The following is a 12,993-nucleotide window of genomic DNA, read 5'->3' on the forward strand; positions in this document are numbered from 1 at the left end:
GCGACGAAGCGGAAAGCCCGGCTCGATCAAAGCGATTTGACCACTTTGGCGGGAATACCGGCTACCACCGTGTTTGGGGGAACGTCGCGGCTCACTACCGCCCCAGCGGCGACCACCGCGTTCTCGCCGATGGTAACGCCCGGCAAAATGGTGGCTCCAGCCCCAATCCAGGCGTTGCGTTTGATTACAATGGGCCGGGGAATCAGGGTTTGCCGGTCGGCCGGGTCTAGTGGGTGATTCTCGGAAGTGAGGTTGACACGTGGACCAATCTGAACGTCGTCGTCGATAGTGATGCCACCAATGTCCAGAAACGAGCAGGCGTGGTTGATAAACACGTTCTTGCCGAGCCGGATATGCCGTCCGAAGTTGGTATGAAACGGCGGAAAAACGACGGTCGTCGGGGCGATCTCCATCCCGATGATGGCGCTGAGTTGGGAACGTACCTGATCGACGCTGGTGGCCGTGGCGTTCATTTCGACACAGAGGCGGATGGTGCGCGCTACGACCTCGCCAAACCGGTCATACTCTGGGTCATCCTTGCGCAGGAACTCACCCGCCTGTAGTCGTTGAAAAATGGTCGTTGGGGATTGATCGGGAGACATACGTTCACTTTCACTCAATTGGTTTTAGTCAAGTAGGGCCGGGCATATCATTTGCCCGGCCCTACGTTTCTATCTGATAATAGTGACTAGGCTAGTTTCTGCATAACCTTATCCGGCGTAATGGGTAGATCACGTACCCGCTGCCCGGTAGCGTTAAAGACCGCGTTGGCTACCGCACCGGCGAAGCCGATCAGGGCAATTTCGCCCATACCTTTAGCGCCCATCGGGTTAATGATCGGGTCGGGTTTGTCGATCATGATCGTTTCGATGGCTGGTACGTCGGCGTGAACAGCCACGTGGTAATCGCCGAGGTTGTTGTTCACGAATCGCCCAAACCGGTGGTCGATGAGGGCCTCTTCCGTCAGCGCCATGCCGATACCACCCGCTACGCCACCAATCATCTGGCTCGCCGCCGTCTTGGGACTCACAATCCGGCCTGAATCGGCCACGCTCACGGCTTTGGCTACGCGCACCACCCCCGTCAGCGGGTTGACACGTACCTGCACGAAATGCACCGAAAACGAGTACATCGAATACTTGCCCAGTTCAGGCCCGCCTTTCGAGTCGGCGCTCTTGTCGATCACCGTCAGGTTATTAGCGCGCAGCAAGTCGCTCAGGGCCACTTTTCTGCGGGGCTCCTTTTCCACCGACAGCATACCGTCCGCGATGGCTAGTTCATCGTCCTGCCGCCCCGCCAGTGGCCCCCCAGCTTTAGTCGCCAACTCGATCAGTTGTTTTTTGATCGTCGTGCAGGCGTCGAACACAGCCGACCCCACCGCCGATACAATGGCCGAGCCGCCCTGCGTGGGGGCTTTCGGCAGCGACGTATCGCCGTATTCGACCTTGATCTGGTTGAGTGGTACGCCCAGTACGTTGTGCGCAATCATCGTCAGCGCCGTGCCGGTGCCCGGCCCGATGTCGGTCACGGCGCTTTGGATCGTCAGGGAGCCATCGGCTTTCAGTAAAGCGCGGGCCGACGCCTCCCAGCGGAAGGCGTTGAACGTACCTGTGCTCATGCCGTAGCCGATGAGCCAGTCGCCGTCGCGTTGGCTGCCCGGCTCGTTGGTGCGTTTGTTCCAGCCAATGGCCTCGGCGCCGCGCTGATAGGCTTCCCGCAGGTGTTTGCTCGAATAAGGCCGGTTATGCTCGGGGTCGGTTTCAGTGTAGTTGCGCAGGCGGAACTCGATGGGGTCGAGGTTCAGCTTGTGCGCCATTTCGTCCATCGCCGATTCGAGCGCAAAAGCACCCGTGGCCTCACCGGGTCCGCGCATCCAGATGGGCACGCTCCGGTCGAGCCGCACGATGCGGTAGCGCGTGCTGACGTTCGGGCAGTCGTACATGAACTTGGTCATGTTGACGGTCGCTTCCGTAAAATCTTCGTAGCTCGCCGTTTCGGCCGTAGCCGCGTGCGCAATGCCAATCAGCTTGCCGTTGGTGTCGGCGCCCATGTTGATGGTCTGCACCGTGTAGGGGCGGTGGCCCACCAGCGTAAACATCTGCGAACGCGTCACCACCAGTTTCAGCGGCCGGCCGATCTTCCGGGCCACCGCCACCACCGCCGTTTCCTGCGGCCAGGTACGTAGGCCCATGCCAAAGCCACCGCCCATGAATTCGGTATGCACGTGCACCTTCTTCGGGTCGATTTTGAACGCCTGTGCCATCGCCTGCTGCGTCGCGTTGACACCCTGCGTTTTGGCGTATAACATCAGCGTATCAGTGCCCGTCCAGTGCGCCAGAATCCCGTGCAGTTCCATCGGGTTGTGCACCTCGATGGGGATGGTATAGTTGGCTTCCAGCGTAACGGGCGCCGACTGATAGCCATCGGCCTTACCCCGCAGGTAGTCGCTTGAGCCGGGTCTGCCGGGAGCAATGCCATCGGCCAGGTGTTTTTCCACCTCGGTCCGGGCGGTTTGTTTGGCATACGTTGCCTTCACCAGCGAGGCCGCGTAGGTAGCCCGCTCGAAACTGTCGGCTACGACCAACGCAATGGGTTGCCCGTCGAACAGGATTTTGGGGCTGCTCAGAATCCGGTACGTCTCCTCGGTTTTTGGCTTGGGGGCCGGTCCGTCGGCTTCGCCACCTACGGGGGCGTCCCAACCCGGAATCGGGGGCATGTTCTGGTGCGTAAATACGCCGAGTACCCCTGGTGCTCCCTGCGCTTTTTTAGTATCCAGGTTCGTAATCGTGCCCCGGCCAATCTCACTGCCAACCAGCACGCAATAAGCCATGTTGGGCAGTTCAAAATCGGCGAAGTACTGAGCCGCGCCCGTTACCTTCATCCGTCCGTCAACCCGATCAATGGGTGGGTTGGTCAATTGCTTTTCCATGATCAGGCGGTTTTGGTAGCGGTTTTGAGCGCGTCAATAATCGAGTTGGGCGCGAGCGTGAGTTTAAAATCGTTTTCGCCGTAGCCCTTGGCACCGTTCATGGCGAGCTGGGCAGCCTGCCTGAAATTGGCTTCCGTGGCGGGTTTGCCGCGCAGGAACTGCTCGGCTTCGGTCAGCCGCCAGGGTTTGTGCGCCACGCCGCCCATCGCCAGCCGGATCTCCTGGATGGTACCCCGTTTCATGTCGGCTGCAACGCCCACCGATACCAGCGCAAAGGCATACGACGCCCGGTCGCGCACTTTCAGGTAGTGCGAATGATCGGCAAAGGGGTTCGTGGGTACGTCGACCGACAGGATCAGTTCGCCGGGCAGCAGCGTGTTGTCTTTCTGGGGCGAATCGCCGGGCAGCCGGTGAAAATCACCGAACGGAATTTTACGGTCGCCCTTGGGTCCCGACACGTTCACCGTGGCATCCAGCGCCGCCAGCGCAATGCACATGTCGCTGGGATGCACGGCAATGCACTTGTTCGAGGCACCAAAAATGGCGTGCATCCGGTTAATACCGCCGATAGCACCGCAGCCCGCCGGTCCGTTGGGTTGCCCTTTGTCGGGACCGGCCTGCACCGGACTCCGTTTGTTGCAGGGCATGGATGGGTCGTAGAAGTAGGGGCAGCGGGTACGTTGCATCATATTGCCGCCCACCGTCGCCATGTTCCGAAGCTGCGCCGACGCCCCCGCGTTGAGGGCCATGGCCAGCAGCGGAAAATGCTTCTTCACCAGCGCATGATCGGCCACGGCCGAGTTTTTGGCCATCGCCCCGATGCGCAGGCCGGTGGCCGTTTTTTCGATGGTGGCCAGCGGTAGTTTGTTAATGTCGATCAGCCGCTCGGGCACCACGACTTCGCGCTTCATCAGGTCGATGAGGTTGGTGCCGCCCGCCAGAAAGTACGCACCACTTTCCTGGCTCAGCGCCATGACGGCCGCTTTGGGGGTTGTTACCCGCGTGTAGTGAAACTGGTTCATACCCTGGCTCCCGATTGTTTTACGTCCATAATTGCGTCGACAATGTTGGCGTAAGCGCCGCACCGGCAGATATTGCCGCTCATGTACTCCCGAACTTCGTCGGGGCTGCTGGCGTGCCCTTCCCGAATGCAGGCCACCGCCGACATGATCTGGCCGGGCGTGCAGTAGCCGCACTGAAAGCCGTCGTGTTTAACGAAGGCTTCCTGCATAGGGTGCAGGTTATCTCCGCTGGCCAGCCCTTCGATGGTCGTGATTTTACTGCCTTCGGTGGTCATTGCCAAGGTGAGGCAGGCGTTAACCCGTTGCCCGTCGATGTGCACGGTGCAGGCGCCGCATTGGCCGTGGTCGCAGCCTTTTTTGGTGCCGGTCAGGTGAAGTTGTTCGCGGAGCAGGTCGAGCAGGGTAACGCGCGGTTCGATGGCGAGTTTGCGCACCGTTCCGTTGATCTCGACCTGAAGCGGCATCTGCTCGATGGCGGCGGCTACTTTTTCATCCAGTCCGTTGTCGATGGCCGCGCTGGCAGCGGCAGGCGTGAGGGCCAACGCAGCCAGGGCGGAGGATTGCTTTAAGAAAGTCCGCCGCGAGGAGTCCGTTTTGTCAAACTCGTCGTCAAGGTGTTCATGATCAGTCATATAGATCTGTTTAGTCGCGTTGAGAAGCGATGTTGCCGACGTACCCAGTGCCCGACTCACTTGCGTTCGAAAGTGACTGTAGCGCTGCCCGAACCCAGCGCCGCCGCCAGGCCCGCCGGATTATCGACACGCCCCAGCTTGGTATAACTGTAGGACGTTGGAAACGTTTTATAGAACAGCACCAGTGTGGTCGAACCGTACAGCATCAGGTCCCCTTGCCGGATCGTGCCGGGGCTCGAAGCGTTGGTGGGCAAGCTGGCAGGCAACTGGGCAAACGTCTCGTTGCCATTCAGTTCCTGCATGGATAAGGTCAGGGGCAACCGGGCCTTGAAGGCCGTTGCGGCCGCATTGTCGAGCAGCGTGGCCGCCAACGAAACCGAGCCAACCTTGACGGTAATCGCCCCGCCACTTGGCGGCAAGCTGCTGGTGTCTCCGCCAATCGGAGGCGTTGTTGGCGTATCCATAGTGCAGGCCGTGATACCAATAAAAAGGAGGCTAAGTGGGAGCAAGGCGCTGAACGAGTTTGTCATAAACGCACGGGTTTAGTGCGCCGCCCGATAGTCTTCCTCCGTTACGGCCTGTAACCAGTTGACGGCCCCGCCCTTGCTCACATTCGGGTTGATGGCGATGTGCGTAAACGAACCGCCCGGTCCGGCACCGTGCCAGTGTTCAACCATCGGCGGAACGGTCACCGACTCGCCTTCCCGAATCACCCGCGCAGGCTTTCCCTTTTCCTGATAATAGCCAACGCCCCGCGTCACCACCAGCAGTTGCCCATTGGGGTGCGTGTGCCAGAACGTGCGCGCCTTGGCGTCAAAAGCGACGCTGCTCACGATACAGTCGGTTTCGGTGTTGGGGCCAACCAGCGTAGTCACCCAGACGGTGCCGCTAAAGCTGGTGGCGGGTCCCCGGGTTGGTGCGGGTGAGCCAGTTGGTATTGTTTGCTGAGCCATGATCGACGGTGCTGCTCCCAGAACAAGCCCGCCCCAAAGAATACAGGTAAGCCGCCAGGTTCGCGTGTTGATAGGGAGTTTCATAAGGGATGCGTTTTACTGCAAACGTACCTGGAATACCCCCTCGACTTTATAGCAAAAGCAGTGTACTTTTTATGAAAATCACGGATTGTGCGAAAACATAGCTTTTTACTCTTTTCCAGTAGGTCTATTGTGTATTGCCGGTATATTGTTGACTGTTAGCCCTTTAATGAGATTTTCTGCCGCCATCTGTTCTCGACGACACTTTTCTCCAGAAGACGTTGTCTATAGCCATTATGAAAACACGCCAGACCCGTACCAGCGAAGCGCAGCCGATTACGATGGTATACGACATGCCATCCGTGTTACCCCCCGGCACGACGCCCGTAAGCCGGCTCTACTATGAAGATTGGAATATCAAGGTGGTCGATCGGGAAAAAACCGGTTGTGACAACTACCTGACGCCTAACCGCCGTGACTTTTACAAGATCATGTTCATGACCAGCGGCACGGGGGTTAAGACCATGGGTAAGAACAACTATTACATCGACGAGCGCACGATTCTGTTTCTGCACCCCAACGAAATCGTCTGCTGGCGCAATACCTCGCCGAAGGCGGGTGGGGGTATCTTCTGCATGTTCAAGAAGCGCTACCTGGACCAACACCCCTCGCTGAAACTCATCATTGACCGCTACAAATTTTTTACGGAAAAAAAGATTCTTCGCCTCTCGGAGGAATCGGCCCGGATGGTGCACAGTCTGTTAACCCAGATGAAAGCGGAAGCCACGACGGGCAACCCGTTGGCCGAGGAGGCCATGCAGGCCTATGTGCAACTCATTTTGATCGAAAGCCTGAAAGGTACCGATTATGCCCCCGTGGGCGAGATCACCAACGACTACCGGCATGTCTACGATTTCTTTGAGCTGCTGGAAAAAGAAACCAATCTGGCCAACCCGGATAACCCGATCCGGATGCGCACGGCGAAAGAGTATGCGGAAAAACTGAACCTGAACCCGAATTACCTGAATGGACTGGTGAAGAAGCATACCGGGCAACCCGTCAGCACGCTGATCAAGAATCGGTTGCTGGAGGAAAGTAAAGCCCTGCTCGTGCAGACTAATTGGACGCTTCAGGAAATCAGTCAGATCATCGGTTTTGCCGACCAGCCGAATTTCAGCCAGTTTTTCAAACGCTACGTGGGCGTTACACCCAACGACTTCCGGCGATCGCCCATCTCGCCCGATTATGAAGGTTAGGGCTAGTCAGGAACAGCGTACCTACAATAGACGAAGGCCGCTCAACACCAGGTGTCGAACGGCCTTCGTCTATTGTAGGTACGTTATGCGCTTAAGCGACCGGCGTGTTGTTCATCACCTCGGTTTGCTTGCGAATCGACTCCATGTGGATGATCTTGTAGATCTCTTCCACCAGTTCGGGGTACAGGTTCAGCTTGGTGCTGAGCTGCTTGCGTGATTCCAGAATCTCCTTCCAGCGGTCGGGCTGGAACAGCGATACGTTGTTGTCGCGCTTGTATTCGGCCAGTTTTTCGACCAGTGACATCCGGGCGGCGAGCATTTCCACGATCTGCCGGTCGACGCTGTCGATGTTGTTCCGAAGCTGCTCCATCGCGCCCTTGAAGGTCACGTCCGACGAAGCCAGCTGCCGGATTTGCAGGTGGTCGAGCATCTCACCGAAGGCGGCGGGCGTCAGCTGCTGGGCGGCATCGCTCCACGCTTTGTCGGGGTCGATGTGCGACTCCACGATCAGCCCGTCGTACTTGAGGTCCATCGCCATCTGCGCCAGCTCATTGAGGTAGGCGCGCTTGCCGGCCATGTGGCTGGGGTCGCCGATGATGGGCAACTGCGGGAACATCGTACGAAGTTCGATCGCCATCTGCCACATCGGAATGTTGCGGTATTTGCTGGCTTCACCCGTCGAGAAACCCCGGTGGATGGCACCCAGCTTGGTGATGCCGGCTCCGGCGATGCGTTCAAACGCACCTACCCACAGGGCCAGATCCGGGTTGACGGGGTTCTTCACCAGTACAGGTACGTCGACACCCTTCAGCGCATCGGCAATTTCCTGCACGTTGAAGGGGTTCACCGTGGTGCGGGCGCCAACCCACAGAACGTCGACGCCATATTTCAGGGCCAGTTCGATGTGTTGGGGGGTGGCTACTTCGACGGCAAAAGGCAGGCCGGTTTCGGCCTTGGCGCGCTGAATCCAGGGCAGGGCCGTTTCGCCCATTCCTTCAAACGAGCCGGGACGGGTGCGAGGTTTCCAAACACCAGCCCGAATGACGTGTACAGACCCTAATTGGGCCAGCTGACGGGCAGTTTCTACAAGTTGTTCCTCGGTCTCGGCACTGCAAGGCCCGGCGATAATCAGCGGCTTGCCGTCGGTCTTAATCCACGAATCGAGCGGCTCTACGGCTAAATCTGGTTTCATGATCGGTACGCGTATTCAGGTGAAAAATGATCCTTGTGGGATAAAAAGCAATCGTGCAAAATGACAGTACTGTTGGGTTTGCGTGTTAACCCCCTGATTATGAGAAGTGTAATTACCGATGCTGAAACAATACTGAAACACTTTCTTGTATCGCCCTGTAAAATTAAGCAAAAAAAATGGCCCCTGCCGATAAGTATTGGGGCCATCGTCAAAACAGTTTCAGTTGATCATCAGAAGGATTCAGTTCTTCGTGGCGCTTCCTAGCCCGCTAGTGATCGGCAAGTACCCACCACTCGCTGCCATCAGCCAGCCGTGCTAGCGGCTGACCATCAGCTCGGAAACCCTGCATCGTTACGCCGTGCTGTTGCCGCCATTCATCTACGATTCGACGGTGATGGCTGTTGGTTGGCTCTAAAGGGCCAGCCGCTACTGGTGGCCTCATGAGTGTTTAACGGATATTTGTAGCCGATAATTATATTGACATACGTTACATACAAGATCCTTATGACAATGTATTATAAAAAGCGTAAATTGTGTGATCCTTCATAGTGATTCTAACGATTGTTGTATGCAATGAAGCTGGTTGTAAAACGTTCTTCTGGACGATTGCTCCAAATCATCAGACATCCTGTGTAAGTGAAATGAAAGTATTTGACGAATAACTTTCTTGAGTCATAACGCGTATAATACCGTAATTAGGGGAAATGGAACGCTTCGGAGTTGGAATTACCAGAACCATAGATAATCAGCAGGAACTAATATTCAAATGCGCCATTTCTGAGGATACGTACAAAGATTATTCCAAGCATTATTTAAATATAAGTAAATTTTTTAATCAGCAAGAATTATTTCAAATGCTAGCTGTTAATTATCTAGAGCTTAATGAATATTTTGAGAGCGTATTGGGACAGTTTATACAGAAAGCAAGTGCTAATATGTTAAACGATGATGATGGTGTAATCTACCTTGTCTCAAGAAATTCTAATAGATTGCTCTTGAATCTGCTTTCTTCTGTTAGAACATATTTAGATCACACAACTACATATCTAAAAAGAAAATATCCAAAAGATTCAGATCAAGTTAAAGTATTCATAAAAAAAACAAATGAATTGTATGATAATAATTTCGAATATAGATTTATAGGCAAGTTAAGGAACTATGCTCAGCATTGTGGATTGCCTATGAATGGTATTGATATTTCTATAGTATTGAGTGCTGAAAACAAAAGGCAATTAGTTATTGCCCCGTTGTTTAAGATGAATGCACTCATTAATGATTTTGATGAATGGGGTTCTCGGCTTAAAGAGGATTTTAAAGTTATTAATTATGATTTGAAAGCATTAAAAATAATGGCTGTCTATTATGACTTAATGATGGAATTGAATCAGACAGTAATTGAAATTGAAAGCAAAGCACTTGGTGATAGTATAAGTTTCTTGGAGAATTTTAAGCATGAATATTTTTCTGCTGAAGAAATAGGAGATTCAAATAATACAACAAAGTGTTGTGTTCTTTCTGAGATTGTTCGTGGAGACCCGAATACACGTGAGATTACATTTTCAGCTCAGGTCTACCCATCTCTAATAATTGAAATTATCAAGACTGTGTTGTAATGACGCATTATTTTATGAATAACATGGAGATCAATGACAAGGGTAAAGCAGGGGAGGAGTTTGTTAATAATTTAGCTTACGACACGTACTTAAAATATTGGTGTTACCCAGGTCCGATAGATCTAAACGGCGACAGCAAAGAGATTTGTGATCTGTTAGTCTTGTTTCAAGATGTGTGTATCATCGTCTCAGTTAAGAATTATGATTTTCCTGATGCTTCAATTGAAGTTAAGAAACAAAGATATGAGAAGAAAGTAGTTGCGAAGTCATCAAGTCAATTGTATGGAGCTGAGAGAAAGCTTTTCGATTCGAAGTATGAGATATTTATAAAGCACCCAGAACGAGAGCCAGAAAAATTTAATAAAGAAAAATTTCGACGTGTATACAGGATAACTATAAATGTAGGTGAGCAAATAGAAGATTATGCATTAGCAAGTTCTAATAAAAAAGGATTTGTTTCTATTTTAAATAGGGACAGTTTTACTAAGATATTGCAGGAACTCGACACAGTTAAAGACTTGATTGATTATTTAGATGAAAGAGAAAAGTTTCTTACTTTAAATAAATGTAGTATATGGTACGGTGAAGAGAAAAATATTTTATCTGTTTATCTTAGAAATGCAAGAGAATTTCCGGAAGAGTATTTTCAGGAGCAAGAAAATCAAAAAGTAATTGATTTGCTTGGAAATTGGGAATTTTACGATAATCATTCAAGCGTAGCTGCAAAGCGATATGCTAATCGAAATAGTTACTTTATAGATAGACTCGTTAATGAGTACGTTTTGCCTCTCCCAAACGGCGCTGATACTCTTGCCTTAGAGCTTATGAGTCTTGATAGATTAGAACGTCGTGCAGTGGTAGAAGCACTATTGGGAATTGTTGCACAATGCGTTGAGAACGATCCTGACGAAGTTGGTCGAAGATTCTTTGAATGTAATTCGATAGGATATTTAATGTTATATTTTCCTAACGAACTATCAGACAGTGAAGTGGATAAATTGATGAATGCAGCAAGTATGATGTATTCGTATAAAAAACGATATGATCGTATTGTTTGCTTGGCTGCTAACTACAATATAGAGCGATATAGATTTGGAATGTTTGAATGGCCTGCGTATCCATTTGATAGTGGATATGCAGAATATGTTGAAAAGCTCATTAAGTTTGTTGGGTGGTTCATAAATGAGCAGTCGTTCTTATACTCTGCTACCGAATACCCCGATGAGTAATTGCCCACGGCCGCTTTAATGTAATTGGCGTAGGCAATTACATATCGGAGTAATCTGCTATCGATTAATAGTTGTAATGCATGGCGGTCGTTCTATAACCTCTACATCTCCTAGCATCTGGTACGTTTCGGTGTAATATGGCTGGGTACGTTTACGACGTTTGACGCATCCGCATTTGGTGCATCTAGTCGATTGCCCCCAGCAAGGCTTACCGTTCCATTTGTGGCGCTCGTTGCCCGGTACAACCCGCGCGGGCTTGACTTCTTGTAGGTGCACCAGCTTGCCGGTGTGCCAGATACAGTATTGTATGGCGAAATCGGTAAGCTGGTTTATCAGTCCAATGGTCGTGTATGTGTCGAGCATGGAGTCAATCGGCATATTGACCGACTCTGCATCGTAATACCGTTGCTGCTGGCCCTGTAGGTAAGGCTTGAGCATCTACATTATGGCATCGCTCATGAGTAGGCTTAGGATACGCCCAGCAGTCAGCAGGCCCGTTGTGTTGTTGATCAGCTACAGGCCAATGTTGTTAGGTGCGGGTAGGTAGGGTTGTATGTCCAGAAGGGGGGAGGGGCAACCGGGTAGCTCCAGGTTTTGAAACTAGTAGTCCTACACAGTTCTAATAGTATAGTTTTATAGTATATTTGCGGGAGAAAAAGCCGTATACGTGGCTGATACTCACCCAAATTTTGTACGATTATTAGTCTGTTGAAAAAGTAGAGGACAGCCTGAAAAACCTTTTTGTGCCGAAATTTCGTTTATATTTCGGCCACTATTTAAACAGGCTACCGAACGACCTAAGGACGAACGCACCGGCAACGGCGCATTGACTATGTCGAACCGAAGTAATCTAATGTCTCCCCCTCCTCAGCCGGTCGCCACTGCCACCCTGAGCAATGCTCAACCGGTCTCATTCGAGGATACGTCGATATCCTTCTCTTCCCAGTCCGATTTCAAGTTACGAAAAACGTACTGGCTCTTTGCGTTGATGAATAAAGGTTGGCTGGTAAAATTAGGGACTTTTTTCATAAAACTGGCCCTAAACCTGCAACTGCCCATCAAAGGGCTCATCAAAAACACGATTTTCGAGCAGTTCTGCGGCGGCGAAACCATCCGCGACTGTGAGAAGACGATTCAGTACCTGCACAACGCACACGTGGGCACCATCCTCGATTATTCGGTTGAGGGGGAAGAAAACGAGAAGTGTTTTGACAGCACGGTACTTGAAATCCTCCGCACCATCGAGCGGGCCAGCGAATCGCAGGACATCCCGTTTTCGGTATTTAAAGTAACCGGCGTGGCCGAAACCGAGCTGCTCGAAGCCGTTCAGCGCGGCGACGAACTGAGCGAAGCCGATCAGGCTGCCTTTGCCCGGGTTCGCGAGCGGGTGCAGACTCTCTGCCAGCGCGCCCACGATAAGAACGTACGCATCTTCATCGATGCCGAAGAAAGCTGGATTCAGGACACGATCGACTGCCTGGCCTACGAGATGATGGACCGCTTTAACCACGAGCGTTGCGTTGTCTACAACACCTACCAGATGTACCGCTGGGAGATGTATGACCAGCTGACGAAAGCCACCGAACAGGCGCGTCTGAAAGGGTATTTCCTGGGTGCCAAGCTGGTGCGCGGGGCCTATCTGGAAAAGGAACGCATCCGGTCGCACGAAGACGAGTATCAGGATCCTATCCAGGCTACGAAGGAAGATACCGACCGCGATTTTAACCGCGCCATCGATTTCTGCCTGACCAACCGCGATGTGGTGTCGATCTGTCTGGGTACGCACAACGAGTACAGCTGCCAGTACACCATCGGGCAGATGAAGCGGATGGGCATCGAGCCCAACGACCCGCACATCTACTTTGCGCAGTTGCTGGGTATGAGCGACAACATCTCGTATAACCTGGCCAATGCCGGGTACAACGTAGCGAAGTATGTGCCCTATGGCCCCGTTGAAGCCGTGATGCCGTATCTGTTCCGGCGGGCCGAAGAAAATAAATCCATTGCTGGCCAAAGCAGCCGCGAGTTCAACCTCGTCAAGAGCGAACTCGAACGCCGGAAGGGTTGTAAAAAATAACGGTTTGACGTTTGAGGTCTGATCGCTACTGTTGAGCGTCCATCGTGCGCGCCACCGGTAGCCGTCAGA

General features: G+C 52.5%; 11 protein-coding genes. 4 read left to right on the forward strand and 7 right to left on the reverse strand.

Annotated features, from left to right (window positions below; genetic code table 11):
- Window positions 1–26 precede the first annotated feature (26 nt).
- The 6 genes from FAES_RS12765 to FAES_RS12790 form a co-directional block, all read right to left on the reverse strand.
- Window positions 27–602: a DapH/DapD/GlmU-related protein gene (locus FAES_RS12765; protein WP_015331632.1), complete on the reverse strand. Its 576-nt coding sequence runs from the start codon at window positions 600–602 to the stop codon at window positions 27–29.
- 86 nt (window positions 603–688) lie between these two features.
- Window positions 689–2,929, reverse strand: a complete 2,241-nt coding sequence (locus FAES_RS12770; protein ID WP_015331633.1) for a xanthine dehydrogenase family protein molybdopterin-binding subunit — start codon at window positions 2,927–2,929, stop codon at window positions 689–691.
- Window positions 2,930–2,931: 2 nt separating this feature from the next.
- The gene (locus FAES_RS12775) at window positions 2,932–3,951 is read right to left on the reverse strand and encodes an FAD binding domain-containing protein (RefSeq protein ID WP_015331634.1); all 1,020 of its coding nucleotides are present in this window, start codon (window positions 3,949–3,951) and stop codon (window positions 2,932–2,934) included.
- Complete coding sequence (locus FAES_RS12780) at window positions 3,948–4,583, reverse strand: (2Fe-2S)-binding protein (protein WP_015331635.1); 636 nt, start codon at window positions 4,581–4,583, stop codon at window positions 3,948–3,950. Before FAES_RS12780 ends, FAES_RS12775 begins: the two co-directional genes overlap by 4 nt.
- Before the next feature lie 56 nt (window positions 4,584–4,639).
- Window positions 4,640–5,113: a cyclophilin-like fold protein gene (locus tag FAES_RS12785; protein ID WP_015331636.1), complete on the reverse strand. Its 474-nt coding sequence runs from the start codon at window positions 5,111–5,113 to the stop codon at window positions 4,640–4,642.
- Window positions 5,114–5,125: 12 nt separating this feature from the next.
- A complete protein-coding gene (locus FAES_RS12790; protein ID WP_015331637.1) occupies window positions 5,126–5,620 on the reverse strand; it encodes a cupin domain-containing protein in 495 nt (164 codons plus the stop codon).
- A gap of 233 nt (window positions 5,621–5,853) precedes the next feature.
- Here FAES_RS12790 and FAES_RS12795 point away from each other — a divergent pair, with 233 nt between their 5' ends.
- A complete protein-coding gene (locus FAES_RS12795) occupies window positions 5,854–6,813 on the forward strand; it encodes an AraC family transcriptional regulator (RefSeq protein ID WP_015331638.1) in 960 nt (319 codons plus the stop codon).
- A 91-nt stretch (window positions 6,814–6,904) separates the two neighbouring features.
- Here the strand turns inward: FAES_RS12795 and FAES_RS12800 are convergent, their stop codons facing one another.
- Window positions 6,905–8,005 carry a chorismate mutase gene (locus FAES_RS12800; protein WP_015331639.1) on the reverse strand — a complete coding sequence of 367 codons (1,101 nt, stop codon included), beginning with the start codon at window positions 8,003–8,005 and terminating at the stop codon, window positions 6,905–6,907.
- Between the two features lie 704 nt (window positions 8,006–8,709).
- On the opposite strand from FAES_RS12800, the gene FAES_RS12805 reads away from it, so the two are divergent.
- The 3 genes from FAES_RS12805 to FAES_RS12820 all read left to right on the forward strand — a co-directional run bounded on the left by FAES_RS12805 (window position 8,710) and on the right by FAES_RS12820 (window position 12,924).
- Window positions 8,710–9,618: a hypothetical protein gene (locus FAES_RS12805; protein WP_015331640.1), complete on the forward strand. Its 909-nt coding sequence runs from the start codon at window positions 8,710–8,712 to the stop codon at window positions 9,616–9,618.
- 23 nt (window positions 9,619–9,641) lie between these two features.
- Window positions 9,642–10,847 carry a hypothetical protein gene (locus FAES_RS12810; RefSeq protein WP_158408778.1) on the forward strand — a complete coding sequence of 402 codons (1,206 nt, stop codon included), beginning with the start codon at window positions 9,642–9,644 and terminating at the stop codon, window positions 10,845–10,847.
- Window positions 10,848–11,700: 853 nt separating this feature from the next.
- On the forward strand, window positions 11,701–12,924 hold the full coding sequence (locus FAES_RS12820; RefSeq protein WP_051054123.1) for a proline dehydrogenase family protein: 1,224 nt from the start codon (window positions 11,701–11,703) through the stop codon (window positions 12,922–12,924).
- The last annotated feature ends 69 nt before the right edge of the window (window positions 12,925–12,993 follow it).

The sequence above is a fragment of the Fibrella aestuarina BUZ 2 genome (genome assembly GCF_000331105.1).
In the GTDB taxonomy this organism is placed as follows: domain Bacteria; phylum Bacteroidota; class Bacteroidia; order Cytophagales; family Spirosomataceae; genus Fibrella; species Fibrella aestuarina.